Origin of the sequence: Dactylosporangium sp. NPDC051541, from assembly GCF_044454505.1 — a bacterium.
Lineage (GTDB): Bacteria > Actinomycetota > Actinomycetes > Mycobacteriales > Micromonosporaceae > Dactylosporangium.
This window is the reverse complement of sequence record NZ_JBITDU010000002.1, coordinates 902,249-926,942: the sequence shown is the minus strand read 5'-3', so window position 1 is coordinate 926,942 and position 24,694 is coordinate 902,249. Positions and strand designations below refer to the sequence as shown.

The window sequence follows — 24,694 nt, the reverse complement described above, 5'->3', positions numbered from 1 at the left end:
GGGTTTTGCTCAGCTCAGGGCGAACTTCTGCGCCGCCGAGCCGTTGCAGTCCCAGATCTGCAGCCGGGTGCCGTTGGCGGTCGCCCCGTTCGGCGCGTCCAGGCAGCGGCCCGACTGCGGGTTGCGCAAAGAGCCGTCGGCCTGCTGCTGCCAGTTCTGGCCGCCGACGCCGTTGCAGTCCCAGAGCTCGACCTGGGTGCCGTTCGCGGTGCCGTTGCCGATGATGTCGAGGCAGCGGCCGAGGGTGCGCAGGGAGCCGTTCGCGTTGTGGAACCAGTGCTGGTCCACCGCGTACGACTGGCAGTCCCACAGCTGCACTCCAGTACCATTGCCGCCGTTGTCATCGCCGGCGACGTCGACGCATTTGCCGCCCGGGGCCAGCACCGGGCCGCCGCCGTTCACCGCGAACTTCTGCGCGGCCGAGCCGTTGCAGTCCCAGATCTGCAGGCGTGTGCCGTTGGCCGTCGCGCCGCTCGGGGAGTCGAGGCAGCGACCGGACTGCGGGTTGCGCAGCGAACCGTCGGCCTGCTGCACCCACTTCTGGCCGCCGACGCCGTTGCAGTCCCAGAGCTGGACCTGGGTGCCGTTGGCGGTGCCGTTGCCGTTGATGTCCAGGCATCGGCCCAAAGTGCTCAGCGAATTGTCGGCGTTGTGGGTCCATTTCTGGTCGACCGCCGGCGATTGGCAGTCCCACAGCTGCACCGCAGTACCATTGCCGCCTGTGTCGTCGCCGGAAACGTCGACGCATTTGCCGCCCGGGCCCGCGATCGTGCCCGCGGCCGCGCCGCTGCCGCCGGTCCCGCCACCGCCGGTGAACGAGGTGAGGACGATGCCGGCCGAGCGCGGGTCGCCGTCGTTGACGAGCGACTCGAAGTTGCCGACGTCGTCGAACGGGAACGCGTAGGCCTTACCGTCGACCATGTTCGCGTGGATGATCTTCGCGTACTGGTCGGCCGGGCTGTTCTGGAAGAACTGGGCCGCGTTCGTGCTCGGCTGGGTGTCGATCGTGCCGAGCGTCCCGCGGATCAGGGCGGCGCAGAGCGTGCGGGCGATCGGCCCGACGACCTGGTCGTTGGGCGCGAAGAGGTTGCCGGCGCAGCCCCAGACGTCGCCGCTGGAGGGCCGGTTGAACGAGGCGACCTGCTGCCCGGCGCTGTTCGTGAAGTTCATGACGGTGCCCGAGGTGCGGCCGAAGTACTTCGTGTTCGGCTGGTCGCCGAACGGCACCACGGTCAGCGTCTTGGACTGGTACGCGCTCCAGGCCGAGTTGATGTACCCGTCGTAGTAGGTGCTGCTGAACACGCCGGCCTCGGCCGCCTTGCTCGGCGCGAGGACCCGCAGCACGGTGCCGTCGGAGCGGGTGTACACCGATCCGGCCCAGCCCGGCTGCGCCTTGATGCCGTTGATGACCGCGTCGCGGCCGCCGGCGACCAGGTCACCTTCCCGCTTGGTCGCGCCGCCGCCGTTGGTGACTGTGACCGCGTGCGGGATCGCGAACATGTCGACCTGCGAGCTGTTGAGCCACAGGCCGTCGACGTTGTAGGTGAACTCGCTCCAGTCGAAGAGGATGTCGCGGTTGGAGTCGCCGCCCGCCCACGGCGCCGGCTGCACGAGCCCGTCCGGGGTCAGGTAGAAGTTGATCTTCTGCCCGATCGAGAAGTACACCCGGCCGGACAGGCCCTTGGGGACCTGGAGCGTGACGGAGCCGCCGTTGCCGGGCCCGGCGATCGACACGTCCGGCGCGGGCGTGGGCGGCAGCCCGCCGGCCGGCCAGTTGTTGAACGTGCCGGCCGCGTTGACGTAGCCGAGGCGCCCCGTGTTCAGATTGGTGCCGAGCATGTAGAGGTAGACGGCCCCGGAGCGGCCAGTGTTGTTGGTGACGGTGACGGGCAGGATCGCCGGCCCGGCGGCCTGCGACGCCGTGGCGGTGGCGAGCACGGCGATAGGGACGGCGGCCGCGAGCGTGGCGGCCGCCGCGAGCACCTTCCATGTGCGTTTGTGTTTACTTTCCACGACGATCTGTGCCCCTTCTCGAGCATGGGCGGTCGCTCGTACTGGCGGTGTGAGAGCGCTCTCAGCATGCTCGCCGACTGTTAAGACAGTTGTCAATACTTGACAGACTCGACCGTCGATGTGTTGGAAAATGTTGCTATGGTGCTTTCCAGATCACCTGTTTGGCCGCCGTGTGCAGCACGACCGTGCCGTCGTCCTGGACCAGCAGCGCGGTGGCGGCCTTGCCGGAGGTCTTCGTGCTCCAGATCGCGGTGTCGGCGCCGTCGTAGATGACCAGGTTGCCGTCGGGCTGCAGGCGGGCGGAGGCGCCCGGGTGGCCGTCGGTACCGCTGCGCCAGACCACGCTCTTCGCCGCGTTGCGCAGCACCAGATTGCCGTCCGGCTGCATCAGCAGCTCGAACCCGCCCTTCGGGGCCGAACGCGACTGCCCGGCGCCGAGACGCTGCCCGACGGTGAGCTTGGTGGTGCCGTCGGTCGCGGAGCCCCACAGCACCGTGCCGCCCGCCGCGAGGGTCAGGTTCCCGTCGCCGGTGAGGACCGCGGCCGCTCCACTGTGGTCGAACGTCCCGGACGACCACAGGGGCTGCTTGTCGGGGCCGTAGACGACGAGGTTGCCATCGGGCTGCATCAACGTGTACGCCCCCTGGTGGCCGCTGGTCTGCGCGCTCCAGACGACCTTCTTGTCGGCGTTGACCACGACCAGGTTGCCGTCCGCGTTCTGGGCCAGCGTGAAGCGCCCGTCGGCCGTGCGGCGCAGCTGCCCGGCGGTCAGCGTCTGCCCCGGGTACAGCCGCGTCCGTTCGTTCCTGCTGGACCAGACCTCCTGGTGGTCAGTCCTGGTCACGGCGGCGTTGCCGTCGTCGCGCACTTCGAGCAGCGCACCCTGCCCGTTGGTGGAGCTGCGCCAGAGCACGGTCTGATTCTTGGCGTACACGACGAGATCCCCGGTCCGGTCCAGGCTCGCGGTCGCCCCCGGACTGGCCGACGTCTGCGACGACCACTGCACCCGCTTGGCCTCGTCGGCGAGCACGAGGTTCCCGTCCTGCTGCTGCATCAGGGTGTACTTCCCGTTCGGCGACCGCAGCGCCTGTCCGGCGGCGAGCGCGAACCCGGCCTTGAGCTGCGCCGGCGCCCCGGAGCCACTCGGCCGCGGCGACGCGTTGTCCGGCCCGCCGGCCGCACCGGACGCCCCACCACTCGCGTCGGCCACGCCGGACGGACCCGGCGGCTGAACCGCCGCCGACGAACGACCGCCGTCATCCGACCCGCGCAACGCCACGACCGCGACCGTCCCGCCCACGACCGTGAGAGCGGCACCGGCCGCGGCGACGATCAACCAGGTGCGCTTGCGGCGCTCGGTGGGCGGCGGCGTGAACTGCACCGGCGGCGCGTACGTCGGAGGCGCTGGGAAGGCCGGCGGCGGTGGGGCGTAGGGCGGCGGTGGCGCCGGTATCGTGGTGTGCTGGGCGGTGACCGCGTCGGTGGCCTCGGCGGTTGGCGCGGGCGATGTGGGCGGTGTGGTCGATCCGGCGGGGGAGCCGGGCGGAACCGCCCACGGAGACCACTCGTTGCCGTTCGCCATGCCGCCCCACAATCCCCGTGGCGAGGCCAGGCCCGGTGAGCCGCCCCGCATCGTTCACCGAGTGGGAACCGTAGCGTGTCGCCGTCCCGTGTGCCGACGTGGCCTGGCCGGCAGTGCTGAAGATCGGGAGGAGACGCCGTGTCGACGTGGCTGTGTTTCTGCGGGAACGTCATCAGGGACCGGGAGGCGCCCAACCCGAATGGGTTCCGGCTGTACTCGGCGGCGGAGGTGGACGAGGCCATGGGCGAGACCGAGGACATCGCCCGGGGCGACGCGCCGACACTGGACAACCGGTTCTGGGTGCGGGACCGCTTCTCGCCGCTGCACGGCACGGGGCTGTTCGGGCTGCGCTGCGACGGCTGCTACCGGCTGCTGATGATCAGGCGGGACCGGGTCGTCGGGGTCTTCCGCCCGGAGCTCGACCTCCCGCTCGACGTCGGCGACGCGGGTATCCCGTTCGACGTCATCACCGACGGCCGCTGGTCCGTCGGCTGACGATCGGCTGCTTACTGTGGTGCGGGGAGAGTCGGGGCGGGCTTGAGGTGGCGGCGGTCCAGGATTTCGGCGGCTGCTTGCCAGGCGGCTTCGGCTTCGGTGTGGTTGCCCTCGGCGTGGCGGAGGTCGGCTATGTGGGTCAGGGTGTCGGCCTCGGAGAAGCGGTCGCCCAGATCGCGGAACAGGTCCAGGGCCAGGTTGTAGTGGCGGGCGGCCTCGGTGCGGTCGCCCAGGCGGTGGTGGACGTAGCCGATGCTGTCCAGGGCGGACGCCTCGCCGTGGCGGTTGCCGGTCTGGCGGTGCAGGGCGAGGGCCTCGTTGCAGGCCGACAGCGCCGGCTCCAGGCGGCCCAGCTGGGCGTTGGACCAGCCTATGCCGTTCAGCGCGCTGGCCTGGCCGGCCTGGTCGGCGGCCCGGCGGTAGAGGTGCAGGGCCTGCGTGTCGTGGTGCAGGGCCTCGGGCAGGCGGTTGAGCGCCTCCAGGTTGCCGGCCAGGCCGCGGTGGACATACGCCTGGCCCGGTTCGTCGCCGGCTTCGGTGAACCGATCCAGGGCCCGGGTCAGGTGGTGCAGGGCGCGGGCCGGGTGGCCCTGGCGGGCGTAAGCCCGGCCCAGACCCGCGCGGGCGTGGGCCTGCGCCACGGGGTCCGCGGTGCGGCTCGCGCAGCGCCAGCCCGTCAGCTGGGCGGCCAGGAGGTCGGGCCAGTGACCCCGGTGGTCCAGGAAGTCGGACAGGGACCAGGCCAGCCGCCAGCCGTGGTCCCAGCCGCCCGACGTCGCCGCCAGCCGCAGGATGTTGAGCAGGACCTGGTGTTCGGTGGTGAACCAGGCCGCGGCCTCGTCGTGGCCCGTGAACGCCCTCGGCACCGCGTCCGGCGCGGCCGGCGGCGGGGGGATCGGGCGGCGGTGCGGGCGGAACGCCACGGCGGCGGCGTGCGCGGTGGACCGGTAGTGGTCCAGCAGGCGGTGCACCGCGGCCTGCCTGGCCTCGGGCGGCTCGTGTTGTCGGGCCAGCTCCAGGGAGTACACCCGGAGCAGGTCGTGGCTTGTGAAACGGCCGTTGTCGCTCGGGGCTATCAGGTTGGCGCGGGCCAGGTCGGTCAGGGATTGGCGGGCTTCGCGGGGCGGCAGGGCGGCCAGGCCGGCGGCGGCGTCCAGGGAGACGTCGGGGCCCGGGTGCAGGCCCAGGAGGCGGAACATCCGGGCCGGTGCGGCGCTCAACGTGCGGTAGGACCACGAGAAGACGGCCCGTACGTCGGTGTCCGCGGCGCCCACGTCGAACGGGTCCAGGCCCGCCCGCGCATCGCCCAGATCGGCGGCCAGGCCGGCCAGCGCGAAGTCCGGGCGGGTGCCGACCCGCGCCGCGACCACGGCCAGGGCCAGGGGGAGGCCGGCGCAGCGGGACACGATGGTGCTCGCCGCGCCCGGGTCGGCGGCCACCCGGTCCGCGCCCACGCGGTCGGTGAACAGGGCGCCGGCCTCGGTGGCGGGCATGACGTCCAGGCGCAGCCGCCGCGCGCCGTCCTTGACGGCCAGGCTGAGCAGCTGGTTGCGGCTGGTGACGACGACCATGCAGCCCGGTGCGCCGGGCAGCAGCGGGCGGACCTGGTCGGCGTCGCGGGCGTTGTCGAGCACGAGCAGCATGCGGCGCTCGGCCATGATGCTGCGGTACAGCGAAATCTGCCCCTCGAGCTCCGACGGCAGTCTGGCCGCCGGGCCACGCAGCGACTCCAGCAGGCGCCGGACCGCCTGCGCCGGGCCGACCGCTGTCCCGCCCGGTGCGAAACCGCCGAGGTCGAGGTACAGGTGGCCGTCGTCGAAGCGTTTGGCGACCCGGTGCGCCCAGTGCACGGCCAGGGTGGTCTTGCCGACCCCGGCCGTGCCCTCCAGGACCGTGATCCGCGGGGTCGCGCCGTCGGCCGCGAGGGCGGCGTCGAGCTGGTGCAGCGCGTCCGTGCGGCCGATGAACGCGGCGATGTCCCGGGGCAGCTCGCGGGGGACCAGGCGGCCGGCCGGGCGGGGGCGGCCGGACCGCAGGATCTCGTTGCGCAGCTCGGTCAGGGCCGCGCCGGGGTCGACGCCGAGCTCGTCGGCGAGGGCGAGCCGCAGCCGGTCGAACGCGAGCAGGGCCTCGCCCTGCCGGCCGGTCAGCCGCAGCGCGGTCATCAGCTGGCCCGCGACCCGTTCGTCCCACGGGTGCCGGCCGGCCAGCTCGGTGAGCTCGCCGATGACCTCCGGGGCCCGGCCCAGCCCGAGCAGCAGCCCGGCCCGGCGGATCCGCGCGTCCGTGCGCCGCTCGTCGAGCCGCTCGGCCGCGCTGAGCAGGCCGGAGCCGGTCAGGCCGTCCAGCGCCGGGCCCCGCCACAGGGCCAGGGCCGCGTCGAGGGCCCGCACGGCCACGTCGTCGTCACCCACCGTGGTCAGCAGCTCGTCGAAGCGGTCCAGGTCCAGCTCGGCCCGGTCGGCCGGGATGACGTAGCCGCTGCCGCGGGTGCTGATGACGTCGGCGATGCCGTGCCGGGCGAAGGCCTGGCGCAACCCGGCCGTGCGGTTGCGGACCTGGACCCGGGCCGTGCGCGGGGGCGCGTCGCCCCACAAGACGTCGATCAGCGCGTCGACGCCCACGACCTGGTCGCGGTGCAGCAGCAGCGCCGCCAGCAGGACCCGCGTGTGCTGCCCGGCGATCGTGATGGGCTGCCCGCCGACCGTCACGGTCAGGGGCCCGAGCAGCCCGAAGACTGGAATGTCCGCCATCGCGTAACCGTGCTCCCCGTGTGGTGCGCGCCCGCGTCATATCGGCGGGCATCGACCTATGACGAACCTATACCCAGCGGTGCCAGGCTCGCGACAAAACATCGTGTGACGGGGATGCGACGGGGACAGCATGCTGGAGTACCGAATACTCGGACCGATCGAGGTCTGGAACGACGTCGGCCCGGTCGACCTCGGCGGGCCCAAGCCGCGCTACCTGCTCGGGGCCCTGCTCGCCGAGCGCGGCCGCACGGTCCCGCCGGACCGCCTGGTCGACGCCGTCTGGAGCGACGAGCCGCCGCCGAGCGCGCGGGCGCTCATCCAGACGTACGTCTCGCAGCTGCGCCGGGCCCTGCGCCCGCACGGCGCCGAGCCGTCCATCGTGACCACCGGCGCCGGCTACGCGGCCCGGCCACCCGACGGCGCCCTCGACCACCAGGCGTTCCTCGGGCTGGCCGGGGCCGGGCGGCAGGCCCTCGCGGCGGACCGGCCGGCCGAGGCGATCGACGCGTTCGACCGCGCCCTGGCGCTGTGGCGGGGCGCGGCGTTCGGCGGCACCGACAACCGCTACTTCCGGGGCACCGCCGCCCACCTCGACGAGCTGCGCTTCGACGTGCTCGAGGAGCGGTTCACGGCCGCGCTGGCCGCCGACCGGCTGGACGGCCTCGCGGTCGAGCTCGCGCCGCTGGTCGCCCGGTACCCGGCCCGGGAGCGGTTCCTGGCCCAGCTCATGACCGTGCTGTACCGGCTGGGCCGCCGGGCCGATGCCCTGGCCGCCTACGCCGCCGGCCGGACCGCGCTGCTGGAGGAGCTGGGGGTCGAGCCGGGCGCGATGCTCGCCGCGACCCACCTGGCGATCCTGCGCGACGACGTCGCGGTGCTCGGGCCGGTGCGGGTCACGCCGCGCCGGGCGGGCGGGCGGCACCCGGCGCAGCTGCCGGCGGTACCGGCCGACTTTACCGGGCGGGAACGCGAGCTCGACGCCATCGTCGCCGGGCTGACCAGCGCCGGGCCGGTGCCGGCGGTGCCCATCCACGTCATCGCCGGCGGCGTCGGCACCGGCAAGACCACCCTCGCCAACCGGGCCGCGCACGCCCTCGCCGACCGCTTCCCGGACGGGCAGCTGCACGTCGACCTGCGCGACCGCGCCGACCCCGATGACGTCCTGCACACGCTGTTACGAGCCTTGGGCACAGATCCCGGGGGTACTGCGGAGCGGCCGGTCCAGCTCCGGGAGGCCCTCGCCGACCGCCGTCTGCTGCTCGTCCTCGACGACGCGCACGACAACGACCAGCTCGCGCCGCTGCTGCCGGGCTCGCCGAGCTGCGCGGTGCTGATCACGTCCCGGTTCCGCCGCGTCGGCCCGCCCGGCGCCGACCGCACCGAGCTCGGCGCGTTCGACACCGGGACGTCACTGCGGTTCCTCGAGCGGATGCTCGGCGCCGGGCGGCTGTGGGCCGAGCCCGGTGCGGCCGCCGCCATCGTCGCCGCCTGCGGCGGGCTGCCCCTGGCCCTGCGGTCGGTCGGCGAGCACCTCGCGGCCCACCCGGGCTGGCCCTTGAGCGCCGACCGGAGCCGGCCCGACGGGTTGACCGGGGTGCGGGCGAGCCTGCAGCGGGTGTACTCCGCCCTCGACGACGAGGCCCGCCAGGCCCTCTGCCACCTGGCCGCCCTGGATCTGCCGGACGTGCCGGCCCGGCTGGTCGGCGAGGCCGTCATGGGCCGCCTCACCGACGTCTACCTGCTCGATCTCGTCCGGCGCGACGGCGCGGGGCGGCTGCATTTCGGCCTGCCCGAGCTGACCCGGCGCTTCGCCATGGAGCACCTACAGCCGACCTGTAGTGGCATTGGAGCGGAGGTGGTCAATGTCTTGCGGTGAGACCCTTTCGAGAAGGAGCAGATCTTGGCCCTACGTCGCATCACGCTGCGGGCCCTCGCGGCCGGCGCGATCACCCTCGCCGCGGTCCTGACCGCCGCGCACCCGGCCCAGGCGGCCCCGGCCGACCAGCGCCGGATCACCTACAACGGCACCTCGGTGACGGTGCCGGCGGCCTGGCCCGTCATCGACCTCGCCGCCACCACCGGAACCTGCGTCCGGTACGACGTGCACGCCGTCTACGTCGGTACGCCCGCCGCCGACCAGGCCTGCCCCTCGCACCTGTTCGGCCGCACGGAAGCCGTCCTGCTGGAGCCGGTCGGCGCGTCGACCCCGTCCGGCGGGGAGACCCCGGGCCAGCTCGACACGGTCGCCGGGGCCGTGCACGTCCAGGTGACGTTCGGCAGCGATAGGAGTACCGCCGCCGCCGTCTTCGGCAGTGTCTCCTCGACCAGTGCCGCCGTTGCCCCTCGAACCGCGGCGCCGGCGCTCGCGGCCGTGCCGATCAGTGCGACGAACTACACGGGCAAGGGCTTCGACCCGTGTACCGCACCGAGCGCGTCGGCCCTCAACGCGTGGAAGGCCTCGTCGTACCGGGCCGTCGGCGTCTACATCGGCGGTGAGAACCGCAGCTGCTCGCAGCCCAACCTGACCGCGAGCTACGTCTCCGCCCAGGTCGCCGCCGGCTGGCACTTCTTCCTGCTGTACGTCGGCAAGCAGGCCCCGACCACCACGTGCGGCTGCAGCCACATCACCGCACCGGCCGCCGACGGCAAGGCCGAGGCCGACGACGCCGTGGCCAAGGCGGCCGCCCTCGGCTTCGGCCCGGGCAGCCCGATCATCTTCGACATGGAGTCCTACTCGTCGAGCTCCACGACGACGGTCATGGTCTTCATGGACGCCTGGACGAAGGAGCTGCACGCGAAGGGCTACAGCTCCGGCATGTACAGCAGCGTCTCGTCCGGCATCAGCGACCTGGTCGACCATTACAACGACTACGAGATGCCCGACATCATCGACTTCGCGCACTGGGGCACGGCCGCGAACACCTCCGACCCCGACATCCCGAGCAACCGCTGGGCCGACCACCAGCGCATCCACCAGTACTCGGGCGGCCACAACGAGACCTACGGCGGCGTCACGATCAACATCGACAGCGACTACCTCGACGTGCAGCTCGACGGGCCGGCGACCACGGCCGCGCAGCCGGGCCGGCAGCTGGCCGATGTCAACGGCGACGGGCGCCCCGAGCTCATCGGCCGCAACACGTCCGGGGCGCTGTACGCGTACCCCCACAACAGCTCTTCCGCCATTGCCGGCACATCGTGGGACGCGCCGATCCAGATCGGGTCGGGGTGGAACGTGTACAACCAGTTCATCTTCGCCGATCTCGACAATGACGGTCTTCCGGAGATTCTCGGCATCAATCCTTCCGGGAACGGCTCGTTGATGGTGTACCCGCACAAGCACGGGGTCACCGCGATCGCCGGGACGTCGTGGGATGCGCCGTATCAGATCGGGTCCGGGTGGAACGTCTACGACCAGGTGTTCGTGGCCGACCTGAACAACGACGGCCTGCCGGAGCTCCTGGGCCGCACGACGTCGGGCAACGGGCTGCTCATGGCCTACCCGCACAAGGCCGGCGTCACGGCGATCCAGGGCACGTCCTGGGATGCGGCGGTGCAGATCGGGTCGGGGTGGAACATCTACTCGGTCATCGCCCTGTCCGACCTGAACCATGACGGGCGGCCGGAGCTGCTGGGTATCACCACCTCCGGGAACGGGCTGCTGATGGCGTACCCGCACAAGGCCGGCGTCACCGCGATCGCCGGCACGTCGTGGGATGCGGCGCTGCAGATCGGGTCCGGGTGGAACGTGTACGACGCGGTGATGACCGGCGACCTCAACGGCGACGGGCTGCCCGAGCTTCTCGGCCGCACCACGTCCGGGAACGGGCTGCTGAAGGCCTACGCGCACAAGGCCGGCGTCACGACCATCGCCGGCAACTCCTGGGACCCGGCCGTGCAGATCGGCTCCGGCTGGAACGTGTACACGCTGCTCGACTAGCGCCGCTCCTGACCCCGCCCGCACCTTGGCCGGTGCGGGCGGGGCCCGGAAGGTTAAGGCGTCAGCCGGTGAGGCCGGCGTCGTGGGCGAGCAGGGCGACCTGGGTACGGTTGTTGAGATCGAGTTTGGTGAGTATGCGGGAAATGTGGGCCTTCACGGTGGCCACGCTCATGAACAGCTCGCCCGCGATCTCGGCGTTGGACCGGCCCCGCCCGACGGCGATGGCGACCTCGCGTTCGCGCTCGCTGAGCTGACGCAGCGCGATGGTGGCGCGCTGCTGCCGGGCGGCGGCGCCGGTGTCGCTGAGGTGGGCGATGAGCCGTCGGGTGACGGTCGGCGACAGGATGGGTTCGCCGGCCGCGACCCGCGCGACGGCGCGCAGGATCTCGGCCGGTGGGGTGTGTTTGAGCAGGAAGCCGCTGGCCCCGGCGCGCAGGGCGCGCAGGACGTACTCGTCGGCGTCGAAGGTGGTCAGGACGATGACCTCGGGTGGGTCGGGCCGGGCGCGGAGCTGTTCGGTGGCGGCCAGGCCGTCGAGGGTGGGCATGCGGATGTCCATCAGCACCACGTCCGGGGCGCACGCGTCGACGGCGGCGGCCACTTCGCTTCCGTCGCCGGCCTCGCCCACCACGGTGATGTCCGGCGAGCCGCCGATGACCATGGTGAGGCCGGCCCGCACGAGCGGGTCGTCGTCGACGATGAGGACCCGCACCGGTGCGTTCACGTAGGCCACGGTAGCCAGACCTTGAGCCGGAAGTCACCGGCGGGGGTGCGGCCGTGTTCGAGGCGTCCGCCGGCGAGGGCAGCCCGTTCGGTGAGCCCGATGAGGCCGATGCCGGCGCCGGGGATGCCGGCCGGCCTGGTCGCGGCCGGGTACGGGTTGCGGATCTCGACGGTTACGCCGTCGCCCGGGGCGGCCCGGACGGTGACGGCCACCTCGCCGTCGGGGGCGTGCTTGCGGGCGTTGGTCAGCCCTTCCTGCACGATCCGGTACGCGCTGCGCCCCGCACCGGCCGGTACGGCGCCGAGCGCGTCGGTCGGCCAGTCGAGCCGTACCCGCATCCCGGCGCGCCGCGACTGCTCGACGAGGTCCGGGACGTCGGCCAGGGTGGGCTGCGGCCGTTCCGGCGTCTCGTCGGACCCCTCGGCACCGGCACGCAGGACGCCGATCACCTCCCGGAGGTCCTCCAGCGCCTGGTAGGCGCTGGCCCGGACCACCCCGGCGGCCCGGGCGACCTCCTCGGGGGCGGCGTCGGGGCGCAGCTCCAGCGCCCCGGCGTGCAGGCTCAGCAGGGACAGGCGGTGGGCGAGCACGTCGTGCATCTCCCGGGCGATCCGGTTGCGTTCGCCCTGGCGGGCTTCGGCGACGCGCAGTTCCTGCTCGGCCTCGACCCGCCCGGCCCGCTCCCGCAGCGACTGGCGCCGGGCCCGCACGAACATGCCCCAGGCGAGTACCGCGAGCGCGAAGACGACGCCCAGCACGATCTGCGACCAGGGTCCGACCGGGACGTCCGGGCGGACCAGCAGCGTCACGAACGGTACGAGCGCGTATCCGGCCACGATCGGGGCGACGACCGTGAAGCGCCGGTGGACCGCGACGGTGAACAGCGCGACGAGCGCCGCGCCCGCCGCCGACGTCGAGTAGACGCTGACCAGACCCACGACCACGGCCAGGCCGACCGGCCGGCGCCGGCGCAGCCACACCCCGAGGCAGCACAGCCCGCCGAGGATGAGGTCCACGGCGAGCGGCGCCGGTGCGATGTGTTGCGCGCGGCTGTCGACCAGGGTCAGCACCGTGACGCCGCCGGCCAGCAGGAAACACAGGGCGTCGACCAGCCGATCGCGGGCCGTGGGCCCGGCCGGGCGCACCGGGTCGTTGCCGGCCGCGCCGATCACACCCGCCGGTAGCGGGCTGCGATCCTGCGGGTCCGCCGGGGCCGTCACGATCACAGGGTATGGCCGGTGCGGGCCCCACGGCATCCGACCAAAGTCGATCCCGCGGTGCCGACCTTCGGCCCGCCGCCATCGACGTCGGCTCGTAGCGGCGTATCCGGCCGCTCCAGCAGTCTGTTGCACATCACCGGAACGGACAGCCGAAGACGACTACGGAAGTGAGCAACGATGAGCGGCATCCGAACGAACACCCCGAGCCGGCTCGACAGCCCGCCGATCCCCGTGCCGGCCAAGCTCGCGGCCGCATGGACGAGCTTCATGTTCCTCTACATCTACGTCGACTACTTCCACCTCTACAAGCCCGGCGCCATCGACGAGATCCGGGGTGGCGTCGTCTTCGAGTTCGACATCAGCGGGACGTTGCTGACCGTGTTCGTCGCGTCCGTGGCGATCCCGGCCCTGATGGTGATGCTCTCCATGACGCTGCCCGCCCGGGGGAGCCGCGCCACGAACCTCGTCGTCGCATTGCTCTACATCCCCTTCTCGGTGTTCAACGCGGTCGGGGAGTCCTGGGACTGGGCCTCCTTCTACGGCCTCTCCATCGGCATCGAGGTGCTGCTCCTGGCCTTCATCCTGCGTTCGGCCTGGACATGGCCTCGAACCCCCGCCGTGTGAAAGTACCGTGAAAACGAGCGCCCGGCCGCACCGGCCATTACATTGACGCATGTAGATTTCGGTCCCGGCCAAAGGGGTGACGGCATGCGAATGCGACTCGTGCTCGCCGGCGCGGCCGTGGCGCTCGTCTTCGGCGGCGGCGCCTACGCGGCGACCGCGCCCGACCAGACCGGCGCGGCTCTCCAGGCGAGCGGCGGCTTCGACCTCACCCGGCCCGACGTCGTCGCCGGCGGCCTGGAGGTGCCGTGGGGCCTGGCCTTCCTGCCTGACGGCAGCGCTCTGGTCGCCGAGCGGATGAGCGGCCGGATCCTGCAGCTGCGGCCCGGCTCGGCCGCGGTGCCGGTGGCGCAGGTGCCCGGCGTGGCCCCCAGCGGCGAGGGCGGGCTGCTCGGCCTGGCCGTCTCGCCGACGTACGCGCAGGACAGCTACGTCTACGCGTACCTCACCGCGAGCGCGGACAACCGCATCGTGCGCTTCCGGCTGGCCAGCCCGCAGACGCCGGAGGTGGTGCTGAGCGGCCTGGCCAAGGCCAGTATTCACAACGGCGGCCGGATCGCGTTCGGCCCGGACGGCATGTTGTACGCCGGTGTCGGCGACGCGGGCCAGACCGCGAACGCGCAGAACGTGCCGAGCCTCAACGGCAAGATCCTGCGGATGCGCCCCGACGGCGGCGTCCCGGCGAGCGGCAACCCGTTCGCCGGCTCGCTGGTCTACAGCATGGGGCACCGCAACGTGCAGGGCCTGGCGTGGGACAGCGCGGGCCGGCTCTACGCCACCGAGTTCGGCCAGAACACGTGGGACGAGGTCAACCTGATCGTGGCCGGCGGCAACTACGGCTGGCCGACGGTCGAGGGCATGGGCAACGACACCCGGTTCCGCAACCCGCTGCTGGTGTGGAGCACCTCGGAGTCCTCGCCCAGCGGCGCCGCCATCGCGAACAACACTCTCTTCGCCGCGGCGCTGGCCGGTCGGCGCCTGTGGACTGTGCCGCTCAACGGCAACGGCGGCGTCGGCACCCCGACGGCAGAACTGCAGGGCACCTACGGCCGCCTGCGCACCGTCGTCGTCGGTCCGGACGGCTGGCTGTGGATCACCACGAGCAACCGCGACGGCCGCGGTACCCCGACCGCCACCGACGACCGCGTAGTGCGCTTCCCGCCCTCGACCACCACGTCCCCGTCGGCGTCGGTGTCCGCCTCGGCATCCCGCTCCGCGTCTCCTTCCGCCTCGGCCTCTGGCTCGGCCTCGGCGTCGGCGTCTTCCAGTGGCGCCGGGGACTGCTCGGTGCAGTGGGACGTCAGTCAGTGGAACACGGGCTTCACCGCCACGGTGACGATCTCCAACCGCGGCGCGGCGCTGAACGGCTGGACACTGACGTGGACCTTCCCGGGCAACCAGCAGATCACCAACTCCTGGAACAGCCAGACGACCCAGTCGGGCACCGCCGTGACGGCCCGCAACGCGGCCTGGAACGCGACAGTGCCGGCCGGCGGCACCGTGAGCTTCGGCTTCCAGGCGACGTACTCGGGCCCGAACACCCGCCCGGCCGCGTTCCAACTCAACGGCCGCCAGTGCACCTGACCGCGTTCACCTCGGCATTCGCGGCGATGTCCCGGTCATGATGGCTGCGGACCGGCGAAGGTGAGGGTCACCGTGCCGTCGGCGCCGTTGCCGTACTGGAAACCACCGGGTGCGACGCCGCCGGTGCCGGCCGCGATGCCCTGGGAGGTGAGCGTGAAGTACGGGGCGTCCACATTGCTGGAGCCGCCGCCGCCTCCGCCGCCGTCCGTGGCCATGCCCCAGCCGCCCCCGCCGCCACCGGTCCAGCCGCCCCCGCCGTCGCCGCCGGCGTAGTAGGTGTTCCAGTTCTGGGCACCGCTGCCGCCGGCGGCCACGGCGAGCGTGGTTGCGTTGAAGGCGCCGCCCTCCGTCGGGCCGGCGACCGTATTCGGGTCGGTCGCGCCGGCCGCTCCGCCGGTCGCGGCGCCGCCCTGGTGCCCGCCGCCGGCGGCCCCGCCGTTGGGCGCGTCCTCGCCCGCGTTGCCACCGACCGCCGACCAGCCGGCTCCGCCACCGCCGCCGGCGATGACCAGTTTCGACCGTACCGTGTTCGCCGCGTCGATCGCGAGGACGCCGGAACCGCCGCCGCCCGGCATCCGCGCGGTGTCGGGATCGGCCTGTCCGCCGGCTCCGACGATGACGTAGAGCGCGTCGGCGCCCGCCGGCAGCGTTGCGGTACCCACGACCTGGGCGCCGTTGCCGCCGTTCAAGGGGGTGAGGTAGCTGCTCGACCCGCCGCCGCCGACCGCCGTGATCGTCACCGACGTCGTCCCGGCCGGCATCGTCAACCGGTACGAGCCGGGCACCGTGCACGTGACCGTGCTGTTCGGCTCGGGCGTCGTGCCGTTGAGACACGGCGACTCCACCACGTGGGCCGCGCTCGCCCCGTTCACCAACACCGCCGCCGCGACCGCCACAACGGTCGCACCCGCCGCACCGGCCGCCGTCCGCACCAGAGCCCAACGCTCGATCGTCACCATTCCATGATCAAGTGTGGGTACCCCTGTCCGGTGCTGTTTCCGCAAACCTGGCGCCTCGCCGACCGGGCCGAGGGCCTCGCCTCGTGCGGAGGGTGCCGGCCGGTGCAGCGGACGAGATGGGCTCGAGCCGCTGTCACGGGCCGCAGGTGGCCGGCGGTGCGGTCACTGCCGGGATCGGCCCGGGACCTGCGTTCGTCGGGACCGGTACCGGCGCTGCGGCCGGGGCTGACTGTGGCTCCGGTGTCGCCGAGGCGCGGGCGTCCAGGCCCGGTCCCACGTAGCGTTCGCTCAGTGCCCGTACCATGATCGTGTAGCCGATGCCGTTCACGAGGCCGTCGATCCGGCCGCAGAACGTCCCGGTTGTGTCGTGCAACAGGTTGAACGGGTGCCAGTCAGTGCCGTTGTCGAGGCTGTACTCGTAGCCCGTGATCGCTCGCCCGCCGTCGATGAGTGGTGCTCGAAACGACACGTCGACCCCGCGGTCGACCGGCTTGACGATCAGGCCGGTCGGGGCGTCCGGTGAGCGCGGGACCGGCCGGAACGCCCACAGCAGCGGTTCGCCGGGACCGAGCTGGTTCACAGCACGGATGCGGAACACATACTCCTGGTCGACGTGCAGGCCGCTGACCCGGGCATGAATCTGCCGGTCGGACAACTCCTCGGTGCGCAGGGTCGACCACGTCGTACCGTCGTCGCGGCTGAGCTCGTAGCGAACGATCGCGCCGCCGCCGTCGTCGCCGGAGCGCCAGTAGAAGTCGGCGGTGTCGTACGTGGCGGTCGCCGTCATCGAGACGGGCGGCCCGGGCACCGATGGTGTGCCGGCTCCCGCCAGCATCATCACGGCGACGGTCAGACCCGCAAGCTTCATCATGATCGTCATCATCGCGACCGAGGACGCATCGCGCGGGCCGTTCGCGTGAACCGCGGATTGACCGGCGTGCCGGCCAACTCATGGAGTGGCGTGGTCGCGGAGCCATGCGGCGTACCCGCGCGTGCCCTCGAGGCCGCCGTACCACTGTGACCAGCTCTTCGCGATCGTCGTGATCGGGCGGTCGATCAGCATGCGCGCGGTCTCGTCGTCGCCGCACTGGATAGCGGCCTCGATCGCGTGATGGTGACGCAGCTCGGCCCGCATCCCGGGCACCGTCACGGTCACGAGCTCGTGGGCCAGGGCCGCCTGCAGCGTGGCGATGTCAGCGCCTTGGACCACGGCCCACACCTCGTCACCGAGCCCTTCGAACCCGGGCCGGAGTTTCAGGGTGTGCGTCCACAGGTTGGCGTACGCCTCCGCCGGCGCTTCCTCGCCATCGGGGCGCCGGGTCGGCCAGAACCGAAGCCAGCTCGCGGTGCCCTGCCGATCATGACGCGGTCCGGCGTGACGTGTGGACGGTTTCGATCCAAGCGCTCGCCAGGCTCATGCAGGGTTCCAAGCGTGCAGCTGAGTGTCGCCCGGGCGCAGTGCCGGTGCGGCATCTGCGCGTACAAAGCATGCCCCTGAGGATGGACCTTGGCTTTCCATGCCGCCGCTGGTGAGTGGTGGCGCGTCGAACTGACTACGGTCGGCGACAAGGTCTCAAGGCAATTGCTGCACACGAACCAAGGTCACGCTGTTGTGCCGTACGCCCACTGCAGGCAGACGTCAGGCTTCAAGCGCAGCCATAGCGTGGCGGCCGGCGATTCTTGCGGGAAGTCGACGTGGAGTAGTTCCCGCCCTTTCGTCCGGTCGACCCCAACGGTGCTGACACCGGTCAGTTGGAGATCGACAAGGTCTACGCCGCCGGTCGCGGCCCGCGTTCTCAGCCGCACCTGTTCATAGCCCGGCGTGACATCCAGTTCGATCTCGTATCCGTCTCGCACCGCCTGGAATTTGACCGAGGTGTACGGCCACGGATGTTGCCAGCCTTCAAGACCGTCCTCGGGAAGGCTGCTGGTCGCATCCGGGTAGGTCGGTTCAGTCCCGAAAAGCCCGACCAGATCTTCGAAACTCGGGAGCGGCTCCATGACCACCACCGCATCCTCGCACTCGTGCCACGCCGCGGCACCCACCCCACGCCGATGAGACGCAGCGGGCGCGAAGGGCTGGACCGGGTGCGCGCTCATAGCCGCGATACGCGCCGACGGTCGTCATCCGGCTTGCGGTCGGCAGTGGTTACACGCGCAGTACTGCCGGCCGGGCGTCAGGTCGCCCGTACGTCAAGATCCGGGCCAGGTACTCCCGGAAGGCCACGAGCGCCCGCGGATCCGCCGCCAGTTCGACGATGATCTCGGCGTCCTCCAGGCCGAGGTCGGCGAGGGCGTCTTCGCTGACGACGACCCGCATACGGCCGCCGTCGATGCTCACTTCGCGGACACACCCGTATGCCGTCCCGTGGCGCTCGGTGACCAGACAGTAGGTGTCCAGGCCCAACCGGACGTCCTGGGCATCGGGAGGCTCATCGCCGGCCTGGAAGATCAGGGCGCGGCCGGTGCCATCATCTCGTTCCCCGACGGCAGCGACCAGGCAGGACTCCTCATCGACGCCAGCCACGGACGCGACGAACTCGATCGGCATGGCGCCGTTCTTACCACAGCCCAGCCGCGGGGAATGCCGGCGGAGATCGACCCGGTGTTCCGTGGTTAGGTCTGGGGTGTGCATACGGTCGAACTGCTGCTGGACGAGGGGCTCGAGGCGTGGACTCGAGGGCTGTGGCGGCGGTTGCGCGAGGCCGGGCTGCCGAGCCTTGATACGCACCGCCATCCGACGAACCGGCCGCATCTCACCCTGCTGAGCGCGGCCGCGCTCGAAGGCCTGCCGCCGCTGCCGTTGCCGGTGGAGGTGGAGCTGCAAGGAGCGCGGATGCTCGGCCGGGCGCTGGTGCTCGGCGTGCGGCCGGCGCCGGCGGTCACGGCCGTGCGGGCGCTGGCGTGGGCGGCGCTGGACGGGGTCGAGCGGTGGCCGGCGCCGGTGGAGTGGGTGCCGCACGTCAGCCTGGCGCTGAAGGTTCCCGTGGAGCGGCGGGCGGCGGCCGTGCGGCTGTTCGGCGACCTGGAGCCGATGCGTGGGTGGTGTACGGCGGCGCGCAGCTACGACACCGTGACGCGGACCGTCGTCGGCCTGTCGTGACGGCGCGGCGCCGCCCGCACCTCAGACAAGGTGCGGGCGGCCCTGGAAACGCATGACATAGGCGCTAGTCGAGGAGCGTGTACACGTTCCAGCCGGAGCCGATCTGCACCGCGGCATCCCAGGCGGTGCCGGCGATGGTGGTGTTGCCGGCCTTGTGCGGGTACGCCTTCAGCAGCCCGTTGCCGGCGACGGTCCGGCCGAGGAGCTCGGGCAGGCCGTCGGCGTTGAGGTCGCCGGTCAGGACGGCGTCGTAGACGTTCCAGCCGGAGCCGATCTGCGTGGCCGCGTCCCACGACGTGCCGGCGATCGCGGTGACGCCGGCCTTGTGCGGGTACGCCATCAGCAGCCCGTTGCCGGACTTGGTGATGCCGAGCAGCTCCGGCAGTCCGTCGTGGTTGAGGTCGGACAGGGCGATGATCGAGTAGATGTTCCAGCCGGAGCCGATCTGCTGCGCGGCGTCCCACGAGGTGCCCTGGATCGCGGTGACGCCGGCCTTGTGGGTGTACGCCATGAGCAGCCCGTTGCCCGACGTGGTCCGGCCGAGCAGTTCGGGCAGGTGGTCGCCGTTGAGGTCGGCGACGAACACCTGGTCGTAGACGTTCCACCCGGACCCGATCTGATACGGCGCATCCCACGACGTCCCGGCGATCGCGGTGACCCCGTGCTTGTGCGGGTACACCATCAATGAGCCGTTCCCGGAAGGATTGATGCCGAGAATCTCCGGAAGACCGTCATTGTCGAGATCGGCGAAGATGAACTGGTTGTACACGTTCCACCCCGACCCGATCTGGATCGGCGCGTCCCACGACGTGCCCGCGACCGCGGAAGAGCTGTTGTGGGGGTACGCGAACAGCTCACCCTCGTCCGTGCGGCCGATCAGCTCCGGGCGGCCGTCACCGTTGATGTCGGCGAGCTGCCGCCCCGGCTGCGTGTCCGGCTCGACGGTGTCGTCGACGATCTTCTTGTACCGCCGCGGCACATAGTCCGAAACCGGGTGGCTGCCGAACTTCTCGTCGCTGAAGGAGCGGTGGGTGTACTTCGTCAGCGGCGTGCCGCCGAAGCTGTAGAACCAGAACAGCGTGTGCGCCGAGTCCTCCCAGCCGCCGAAGATGATGACGTGGTCGGAGCTCTCGTTGGAGTGGCGCACGACGTCGTCGAGGATGTCACCGGGCAGCAGCTGGCTGCGGCTGATCGAGACCGTGACGTCGCTGTCCATCAGGCCGGTCGTGTTGGGGTCGCTGCCGAGGTGCCAGGCCATGTCGACGTAGCCGGAGCAGTCGGTGCGGTACTGCCGGGAATGTGTGCCGTCCCAGGTCTTGTCGCCCTGGTCGTAGGTCATGTCCGAGTCGTTGCGCCGGTTGTACCAGTTCGTGGCCCGGGACATCACCTCGGAGCGGGTGATCTGCCCGCCGATGCTGCTGGCCGCGGCGGCCGGCCGCACGTCGAGCGCGGCCTGGACGGCGACGGCACCAAAGCTCGCCACCACCACGGTGGTCAGCGACGCGAGGAAGCGCCGGGGACCGATGAGCTCCATATTGTCTCCCTTCGATGGGGAGACGATCACGGAAGCTCCTACAGTTCGGCTTGAGGTCTACTGCAACCAGAGGTGGGCTCCCAGGTAGCTGACATGTTGGGGGTGTATCCAGGAGGCATGCCGACGACCGCACGACTGCCCCGCCGGGCCTGGGTCGACCAGATCATGGGCCTGCCGATCAGCATCCACCTGCGCGGCCCCGACCCCACGGGCGCCGACGCGGAGGCGGCCGTCGACTCCGCGTTCGCCGCACTCCGCCACGCCGACGACGTGTTCAGCCCCTACCGCGACGACAGCGACCTGTCCCGCTGGTCCCGCGGCGAACTGGACAAGGACGCCGCCGACGGGACATTCTCCGAGGTCCTGACCCTGTGCGACGAGGCCCGGGAGCGCACCGGCGGCTGGTTCGACTGCCGCCGGGTCCCGGCGCCGGAGACCGGCGAGCCCCGTTTCGACCCGTCCGGTCTGGTCAAAGGCTGGGCGGCCGAGCGGGCCGCGGTCTTCCTGCAAAGCCTGCGGGGGTACTCCTGGTGCCTGAACGCCGGCGGCGACGTCCTCGTCCACGCCGCCGACGACCACCCGGACTGGCGCGTCGGCGTGGAAAACCCCGACGACCCGAAGACCCTCCTGCACATCGTGTCGCTACGCACCGGCGCGGTCGCCACCTCCGGCACCGCCCACCGCGGCCACCACATCGTCAACCCCCACACCCGCCGCCCCGCGAAGGGCGCCCGCTCGGTGACGGTGACGGGCCCGGACCTGCTGTGGTCGGACGTCTACGCCACCGCCGCCTTCGCCCGCGGCCCCCGCTCCCTGCCCTGGCTGGAGACCCTCGACGGCTACGCCGCCCTGGTCGTCTCCACCAGCGGCCTGCACCAGGTGACCGCCGCCTGGCCCGGCTAGAGTCGCCCGGTGGCCGAGAACCTCATTATGGATGTGCAGCTCGACGTCGATGCCTCCGGCGGGCCGTTCGCGGACCTGATGTACCGCTGGATCGACGAGGGCTCCGAGCTCGTCCGACCCTTGTTCCGCTCCGGCTTGACCGCCCGCACCGCGCTGACCGGGGCGCCGGGCGAGCCGTTCGGGACGATCCGCGTGCACCGCCGGCGGGTCCTCGCGCATCCGTGGTCGCCCGGCGGCCTGGACTGGCTGCGCGCGGAGGTGGGCCGCGGCCGGCCGGACAAGACCGACCTGTACTTCGGGGTGCGCGACGCGTTCGGCCACGAGTCCGGGCAGGTGCTGGTCATCAACGCCGCCGTCAAGGAACAGTCGCCCGGCTGGCTCAAGCTCTCCGGCCACCCCTTGGTGGACGGTCTGCTCGACCCGCACGACGGCCCGGCCGAGCAGCGCCGCTGGCTCGACGCGCTCCTGCGCTTCGCCGATACGACAAACCCCGGCTTCGGCCACGTGAGCCCCTACTACGCGGGCGGGACGACGGCCCTGGAGCACGCGTTCCCGCCGGCCACCATGCCGTTCGAGGCGCGATACCAGGAGTACGCGCTCAACGAGTGCCGCACCTACCTGCGCGGCTACTCCTGGGTGACGATCGTCGCCGAGGACCTGCTGCCCCGCCTCGGCGGCATCGACCGCCTCCGCGATAGCCGGGCCTTCGCCGACGTCCGTCAGCTGACCGCCGGCGGCGTCTGGCTCCAGGCCACCGAGGACTACCGCGACTTCGACGACGCCGCGATCGCCCGCGTGTTCGAGGCCCTCGCCCCGGCCCTGCGCCCCGGCCTCCCCCGGCGCTTCGAGCCGCACTACGGCCAGAACCCGCACCGCCTCGTCTTCCGCGACGCCGCCGATCTGGGCGCCCGCTAGCGACTCAGCCGCCCGGCCGCTCAGCCGTTCACCCGCTGGAGCGCCGCAGGGTAGTCGCGGTGACGTGGGCGGCGACCGCGCGGCCCATGCCGGTCGCGGCGTCGCAGGCGAAACGGAAGTGGATGCCGCCGAAGACCCGGGCGTCGCTGGTCTGCGCGACCCCGGCGGAGAAGCTCGGCAGGGTCCGGGTCACGCCCGGCATACCGGGTGACGTCAGCGTGTACCGCGTCCGGTCCCCGAACCGCTGGGCGAGCACGGCCGCGGCGGACTGGCTGACCGCGGGGTGCCCGGCCGGGTACTCCTGGAACGCCGGCGTCGCCAGCAGCGGCTGCCACGCCGGGTCGGTGCGCTGGATCGCGGTGACCGGCCGCCAGGTGTCGTAGACGTTCTTGGCGTTCCACACCGCGATCACCGTGTCGGCCATGGCCAGGTTGACGTGGGCGAGGAGCCGGGCCGCGGCGGTCAGGCCCAGGTGGTGGCCGGTGATGAGGGTGTCGGCGACCGGGTCCCACAGCACGATCGGCGGGGCCGACTGCCAGAACTGGGCCGTCTGCGTGTCGAACGCGCTACGGCCGGTGCTCGCCTGACCGCCGAGTGCGCGCACCTCGGCGAGGTCCCGGGCGTAGCGGGCGCCGGTCAGCGCCGGTGGTGCCGGCGGCCGGAACTGCGCCGGTGACCGCAGTGTCCACGGCCGCATCGTCGCGAACTGCCGGAACGCCGGCGCGGCCGGGAAGGCCGGTGGGGTCGGCTGCCAGCGGCCGGGCTCCGAACCGGCCGAATACGTCGGGGGTACTGCCGTGAAGCCGTCGTCCGCGCGAAGTGCGAGGACGGTGTCGGCGACCGTCACGCCCCACGCGACCCCGCGGTCGACGGCGCCGGTGGCCCGGTCCCGCTCCGGCAGGCCGGCCAGGGTCGCCGCGAGCCGGGCGTCGAACGTCGCCCGCTGCGCCGGGAACAGCACGCTCAGCGACCGGTGCGCGGCCGCGGCGGCGGCGGCCGGGGCGGACGTGTCACGCGGTGGCCGGCCGGTGACCGCGTACGGCCGGTACTCCGCCGTCACGCCGTCGACCGCGTCGAACACCGACACCGCCACGATCGCGCCGGCTCGCATCGCCGGGGGCGGCGCGGCCTGTGCGGTGGTGAGCGCGTCCAGCAACACTTGGTTCCACGCGACGATCACCTCGGCCGGACCCCGGTCGTGGTGCGGGGCGACGACGATCGGTACCAATGCCGCGGTCATGAAAAATGCGGGCAGTAGCTTCATGCCCCCACCGTCCGCCCCGGCCGCGACGCATCGATAGTGCGGCTTCTGAACGCGGGCGGCGGTTCAGAAACTGCACTTGTTCCGGTACCGCCCGCAGGCCGACGATGACGGGGTGCACACGACGTACGGCCAGTTCTGCCCGGTCGCCCTCGGCGCCGAGATGTTCGCCGAGCGCTGGACGCCGCTGATCCTGCGGGAGCTGCTGGCCGGCAGCCACCGCTTCAACGACCTGCACCGCGGCGTCCCGAGGATCTCCCGCGCGCTGCTCGCCCAACGCCTGGCGAGCCTCGAACACATGGGCCTGCTGGAGCGCCGCCCGGGCCCCGAGTATCACCTCACCGAGGCCGGCGCCGCGCTCCGCCCGGTGGTCGAGGCACTTGGCCACTGGGGCTACCGGTTCGCCGCCTCCGAACTGCACGCCGACCACCTGGACGCGGGCCTGCTCATGTGGTTCCTCCGCCGCCGCCTCCACCTGGCCAACCTCCCACCGGGCCGCACCGTCATGCAGTTCCGCTTCCGCCCCCGCACCCGCCCACCGGCCTTCTGGCTCGTGGTCCGCCCCCCGACCGCCGACCTGTGCACAACCGACCCGGGCCACGACGTAGACCTGTACATCGAAGCCGACCTCCAAACCCTGGCCGAAGCCTTCCTGGGCCGCTGCGACCTGCGCACGGCCGTGCACGACGGCCGGATCGACCTGCACGGCCCCCCACCCCTCCGTCAGGCCTTCCCAACCTGGATCGGCACCAGCCCCTTCGCCCCGCCGTAGCCCACGGCCACGGACACTCCACCCGGTCGGCCCGGGCGCGTCTCTCTATGATGATCGGCGTGACCGATCTTCTCGCGCAGATCAGGGCCACGCCGTGGCTTGACGACCTGCGCGCCTACCTGGCCCGCTGCGACGACGAGATCCGCCAGTACGACACGCCGGAGCGGCCCAACTACCGGCCGATCAGCGAGCACGGGCCGTACGAATCGATGCTACGAACCTGACCGCTCCAGACGCGCCTGGCGAGCGCTTGGATCGATACCGTCACACGTCACGCCGGACCGCGTCATGATGGGTAGGCCACCGTCCCGGTGC

The 24,694-nt window shown here is 72.1% G+C and carries 23 protein-coding genes and 1 pseudogene; 12 read left to right on the top strand and 12 right to left on the bottom strand.

Translation table 11 applies throughout. The annotated features are described in order from the left end of the window. Nucleotides 1-9 precede the first annotated feature (9 nt). Nucleotides 10-2,013 carry a beta-1,3-glucanase family protein gene (locus tag ACIA8L_RS12330; protein WP_395903432.1) on the bottom strand — a complete coding sequence of 668 codons (2,004 nt, stop codon included), beginning with the start codon at nucleotides 2,011-2,013 and terminating at the stop codon, nucleotides 10-12. A gap of 136 nt (nucleotides 2,014-2,149) precedes the next feature. Next, nucleotides 2,150-3,394 (bottom strand): hypothetical protein, encoded by a 1,245-nt coding sequence (locus ACIA8L_RS12325; protein WP_395903429.1) that lies wholly within the window; start codon nucleotides 3,392-3,394, stop codon nucleotides 2,150-2,152. Nucleotides 3,395-3,733: 339 nt separating this feature from the next. Between ACIA8L_RS12325 and ACIA8L_RS12320 the strand changes: the two genes are divergently transcribed. Beyond that, complete coding sequence (locus ACIA8L_RS12320) at nucleotides 3,734-4,090, top strand: hypothetical protein (RefSeq protein ID WP_395903427.1); 357 nt, start codon at nucleotides 3,734-3,736, stop codon at nucleotides 4,088-4,090. Nucleotides 4,091-4,101: 11 nt separating this feature from the next. Here the strand turns inward: ACIA8L_RS12320 and ACIA8L_RS12315 are convergent, their stop codons facing one another. Next, nucleotides 4,102-6,843 (bottom strand): BTAD domain-containing putative transcriptional regulator, encoded by a 2,742-nt coding sequence (locus tag ACIA8L_RS12315; protein ID WP_395903425.1) that lies wholly within the window; start codon nucleotides 6,841-6,843, stop codon nucleotides 4,102-4,104. 130 nt (nucleotides 6,844-6,973) lie between these two features. On the opposite strand from ACIA8L_RS12315, the gene ACIA8L_RS12310 reads away from it, so the two are divergent. Next, nucleotides 6,974-8,719, top strand: coding sequence for a BTAD domain-containing putative transcriptional regulator (locus ACIA8L_RS12310; protein WP_395903423.1), 1,746 nt, complete (start codon nucleotides 6,974-6,976; stop codon nucleotides 8,717-8,719). Between the two features lie 24 nt (nucleotides 8,720-8,743). Next, entirely contained in the window at nucleotides 8,744-10,783 is a 2,040-nt protein-coding gene (locus ACIA8L_RS12305; protein WP_395903421.1) for a glycoside hydrolase domain-containing protein, read from the top strand. A gap of 61 nt (nucleotides 10,784-10,844) precedes the next feature. On the opposite strand, the gene ACIA8L_RS12300 is transcribed toward ACIA8L_RS12305, so the two are convergent. Next, nucleotides 10,845-11,444, bottom strand: coding sequence for a response regulator (locus ACIA8L_RS12300; RefSeq protein ID WP_395904196.1), 600 nt, complete (start codon nucleotides 11,442-11,444; stop codon nucleotides 10,845-10,847). 59 nt (nucleotides 11,445-11,503) lie between these two features. Further along, nucleotides 11,504-12,727, bottom strand: coding sequence for a sensor histidine kinase (locus ACIA8L_RS12295; protein WP_395903419.1), 1,224 nt, complete (start codon nucleotides 12,725-12,727; stop codon nucleotides 11,504-11,506). A 177-nt stretch (nucleotides 12,728-12,904) separates the two neighbouring features. Between ACIA8L_RS12295 and ACIA8L_RS12290 the strand changes: the two genes are divergently transcribed. From ACIA8L_RS12290 to ACIA8L_RS12280, 3 genes and pseudogenes are all read left to right on the top strand, one after another. Further along, nucleotides 12,905-13,351 carry a DUF6326 family protein gene (locus ACIA8L_RS12290; protein WP_395903417.1) on the top strand — a complete coding sequence of 149 codons (447 nt, stop codon included), beginning with the start codon at nucleotides 12,905-12,907 and terminating at the stop codon, nucleotides 13,349-13,351. A gap of 7 nt (nucleotides 13,352-13,358) precedes the next feature. Further along, nucleotides 13,359-14,503 (top strand): annotated as a pseudogene (locus ACIA8L_RS12285) (PQQ-dependent sugar dehydrogenase); the annotation flags it as partial. Further along, nucleotides 14,498-14,932 carry a cellulose binding domain-containing protein gene (locus ACIA8L_RS12280; RefSeq protein WP_395904194.1) on the top strand — a complete coding sequence of 145 codons (435 nt, stop codon included), beginning with the start codon at nucleotides 14,498-14,500 and terminating at the stop codon, nucleotides 14,930-14,932. The pseudogene ACIA8L_RS12285 and the gene ACIA8L_RS12280, both read left to right, overlap by 6 nt. A gap of 35 nt (nucleotides 14,933-14,967) precedes the next feature. Here ACIA8L_RS12280 and ACIA8L_RS12275 read toward each other — a convergent pair whose 3' ends face one another. Next, nucleotides 14,968-15,672, bottom strand: a complete 705-nt coding sequence (locus tag ACIA8L_RS12275; RefSeq protein WP_395903415.1) for a hypothetical protein — start codon at nucleotides 15,670-15,672, stop codon at nucleotides 14,968-14,970. Between ACIA8L_RS12275 and ACIA8L_RS12270 the strand changes: the two genes are divergently transcribed. Then, nucleotides 15,662-15,898 carry a hypothetical protein gene (locus ACIA8L_RS12270; RefSeq protein WP_395903413.1) on the top strand — a complete coding sequence of 79 codons (237 nt, stop codon included), beginning with the start codon at nucleotides 15,662-15,664 and terminating at the stop codon, nucleotides 15,896-15,898. The genes ACIA8L_RS12275 and ACIA8L_RS12270 overlap by 11 nt on opposite strands. A gap of 126 nt (nucleotides 15,899-16,024) precedes the next feature. Here the strand turns inward: ACIA8L_RS12270 and ACIA8L_RS12265 are convergent, their stop codons facing one another. The 4 genes from ACIA8L_RS12265 to ACIA8L_RS12250 all read right to left on the bottom strand — a co-directional run bounded on the left by ACIA8L_RS12265 (nucleotide 16,025) and on the right by ACIA8L_RS12250 (nucleotide 18,442). Next, on the bottom strand, nucleotides 16,025-16,762 hold the full coding sequence (locus tag ACIA8L_RS12265) for a fibronectin type III domain-containing protein (RefSeq protein ID WP_395903411.1): 738 nt from the start codon (nucleotides 16,760-16,762) through the stop codon (nucleotides 16,025-16,027). Between the two features lie 78 nt (nucleotides 16,763-16,840). Next, a complete protein-coding gene (locus ACIA8L_RS12260) occupies nucleotides 16,841-17,101 on the bottom strand; it encodes a hypothetical protein (RefSeq protein ID WP_395903391.1) in 261 nt (86 codons plus the stop codon). 392 nt (nucleotides 17,102-17,493) lie between these two features. Continuing rightward, complete coding sequence (locus tag ACIA8L_RS12255; RefSeq protein ID WP_395903409.1) at nucleotides 17,494-17,892, bottom strand: hypothetical protein; 399 nt, start codon at nucleotides 17,890-17,892, stop codon at nucleotides 17,494-17,496. A 148-nt stretch (nucleotides 17,893-18,040) separates the two neighbouring features. Further along, entirely contained in the window at nucleotides 18,041-18,442 is a 402-nt protein-coding gene (locus ACIA8L_RS12250; RefSeq protein WP_395903407.1) for an Imm10 family immunity protein, read from the bottom strand. A gap of 78 nt (nucleotides 18,443-18,520) precedes the next feature. Between ACIA8L_RS12250 and ACIA8L_RS12245 the strand changes: the two genes are divergently transcribed. After that, nucleotides 18,521-18,994, top strand: a complete 474-nt coding sequence (locus ACIA8L_RS12245; protein ID WP_395903405.1) for a 2'-5' RNA ligase family protein — start codon at nucleotides 18,521-18,523, stop codon at nucleotides 18,992-18,994. Between the two features lie 64 nt (nucleotides 18,995-19,058). On the opposite strand, the gene ACIA8L_RS12240 is transcribed toward ACIA8L_RS12245, so the two are convergent. After that, entirely contained in the window at nucleotides 19,059-20,528 is a 1,470-nt protein-coding gene (locus ACIA8L_RS12240; protein ID WP_395903403.1) for an FG-GAP repeat domain-containing protein, read from the bottom strand. 117 nt (nucleotides 20,529-20,645) lie between these two features. On the opposite strand from ACIA8L_RS12240, the gene ACIA8L_RS12235 reads away from it, so the two are divergent. Both ACIA8L_RS12235 and ACIA8L_RS12230 read left to right on the top strand, forming a co-directional pair. Then, nucleotides 20,646-21,431 carry an FAD:protein FMN transferase gene (locus tag ACIA8L_RS12235; protein WP_395903401.1) on the top strand — a complete coding sequence of 262 codons (786 nt, stop codon included), beginning with the start codon at nucleotides 20,646-20,648 and terminating at the stop codon, nucleotides 21,429-21,431. 9 nt (nucleotides 21,432-21,440) lie between these two features. After that, complete coding sequence (locus tag ACIA8L_RS12230) at nucleotides 21,441-22,346, top strand: hypothetical protein (protein WP_395903399.1); 906 nt, start codon at nucleotides 21,441-21,443, stop codon at nucleotides 22,344-22,346. Nucleotides 22,347-22,374: 28 nt separating this feature from the next. Here the strand turns inward: ACIA8L_RS12230 and ACIA8L_RS12225 are convergent, their stop codons facing one another. After that, nucleotides 22,375-23,610 carry a vanadium-dependent haloperoxidase gene (locus tag ACIA8L_RS12225; protein ID WP_395903397.1) on the bottom strand — a complete coding sequence of 412 codons (1,236 nt, stop codon included), beginning with the start codon at nucleotides 23,608-23,610 and terminating at the stop codon, nucleotides 22,375-22,377. 112 nt (nucleotides 23,611-23,722) lie between these two features. On the opposite strand from ACIA8L_RS12225, the gene ACIA8L_RS12220 reads away from it, so the two are divergent. Continuing rightward, complete coding sequence (locus ACIA8L_RS12220) at nucleotides 23,723-24,379, top strand: winged helix-turn-helix transcriptional regulator (RefSeq protein WP_395903395.1); 657 nt, start codon at nucleotides 23,723-23,725, stop codon at nucleotides 24,377-24,379. A 59-nt stretch (nucleotides 24,380-24,438) separates the two neighbouring features. Further along, nucleotides 24,439-24,603 (top strand): hypothetical protein, encoded by a 165-nt coding sequence (locus ACIA8L_RS12215; protein WP_395903393.1) that lies wholly within the window; start codon nucleotides 24,439-24,441, stop codon nucleotides 24,601-24,603. Nucleotides 24,604-24,694 lie beyond the last annotated feature (91 nt).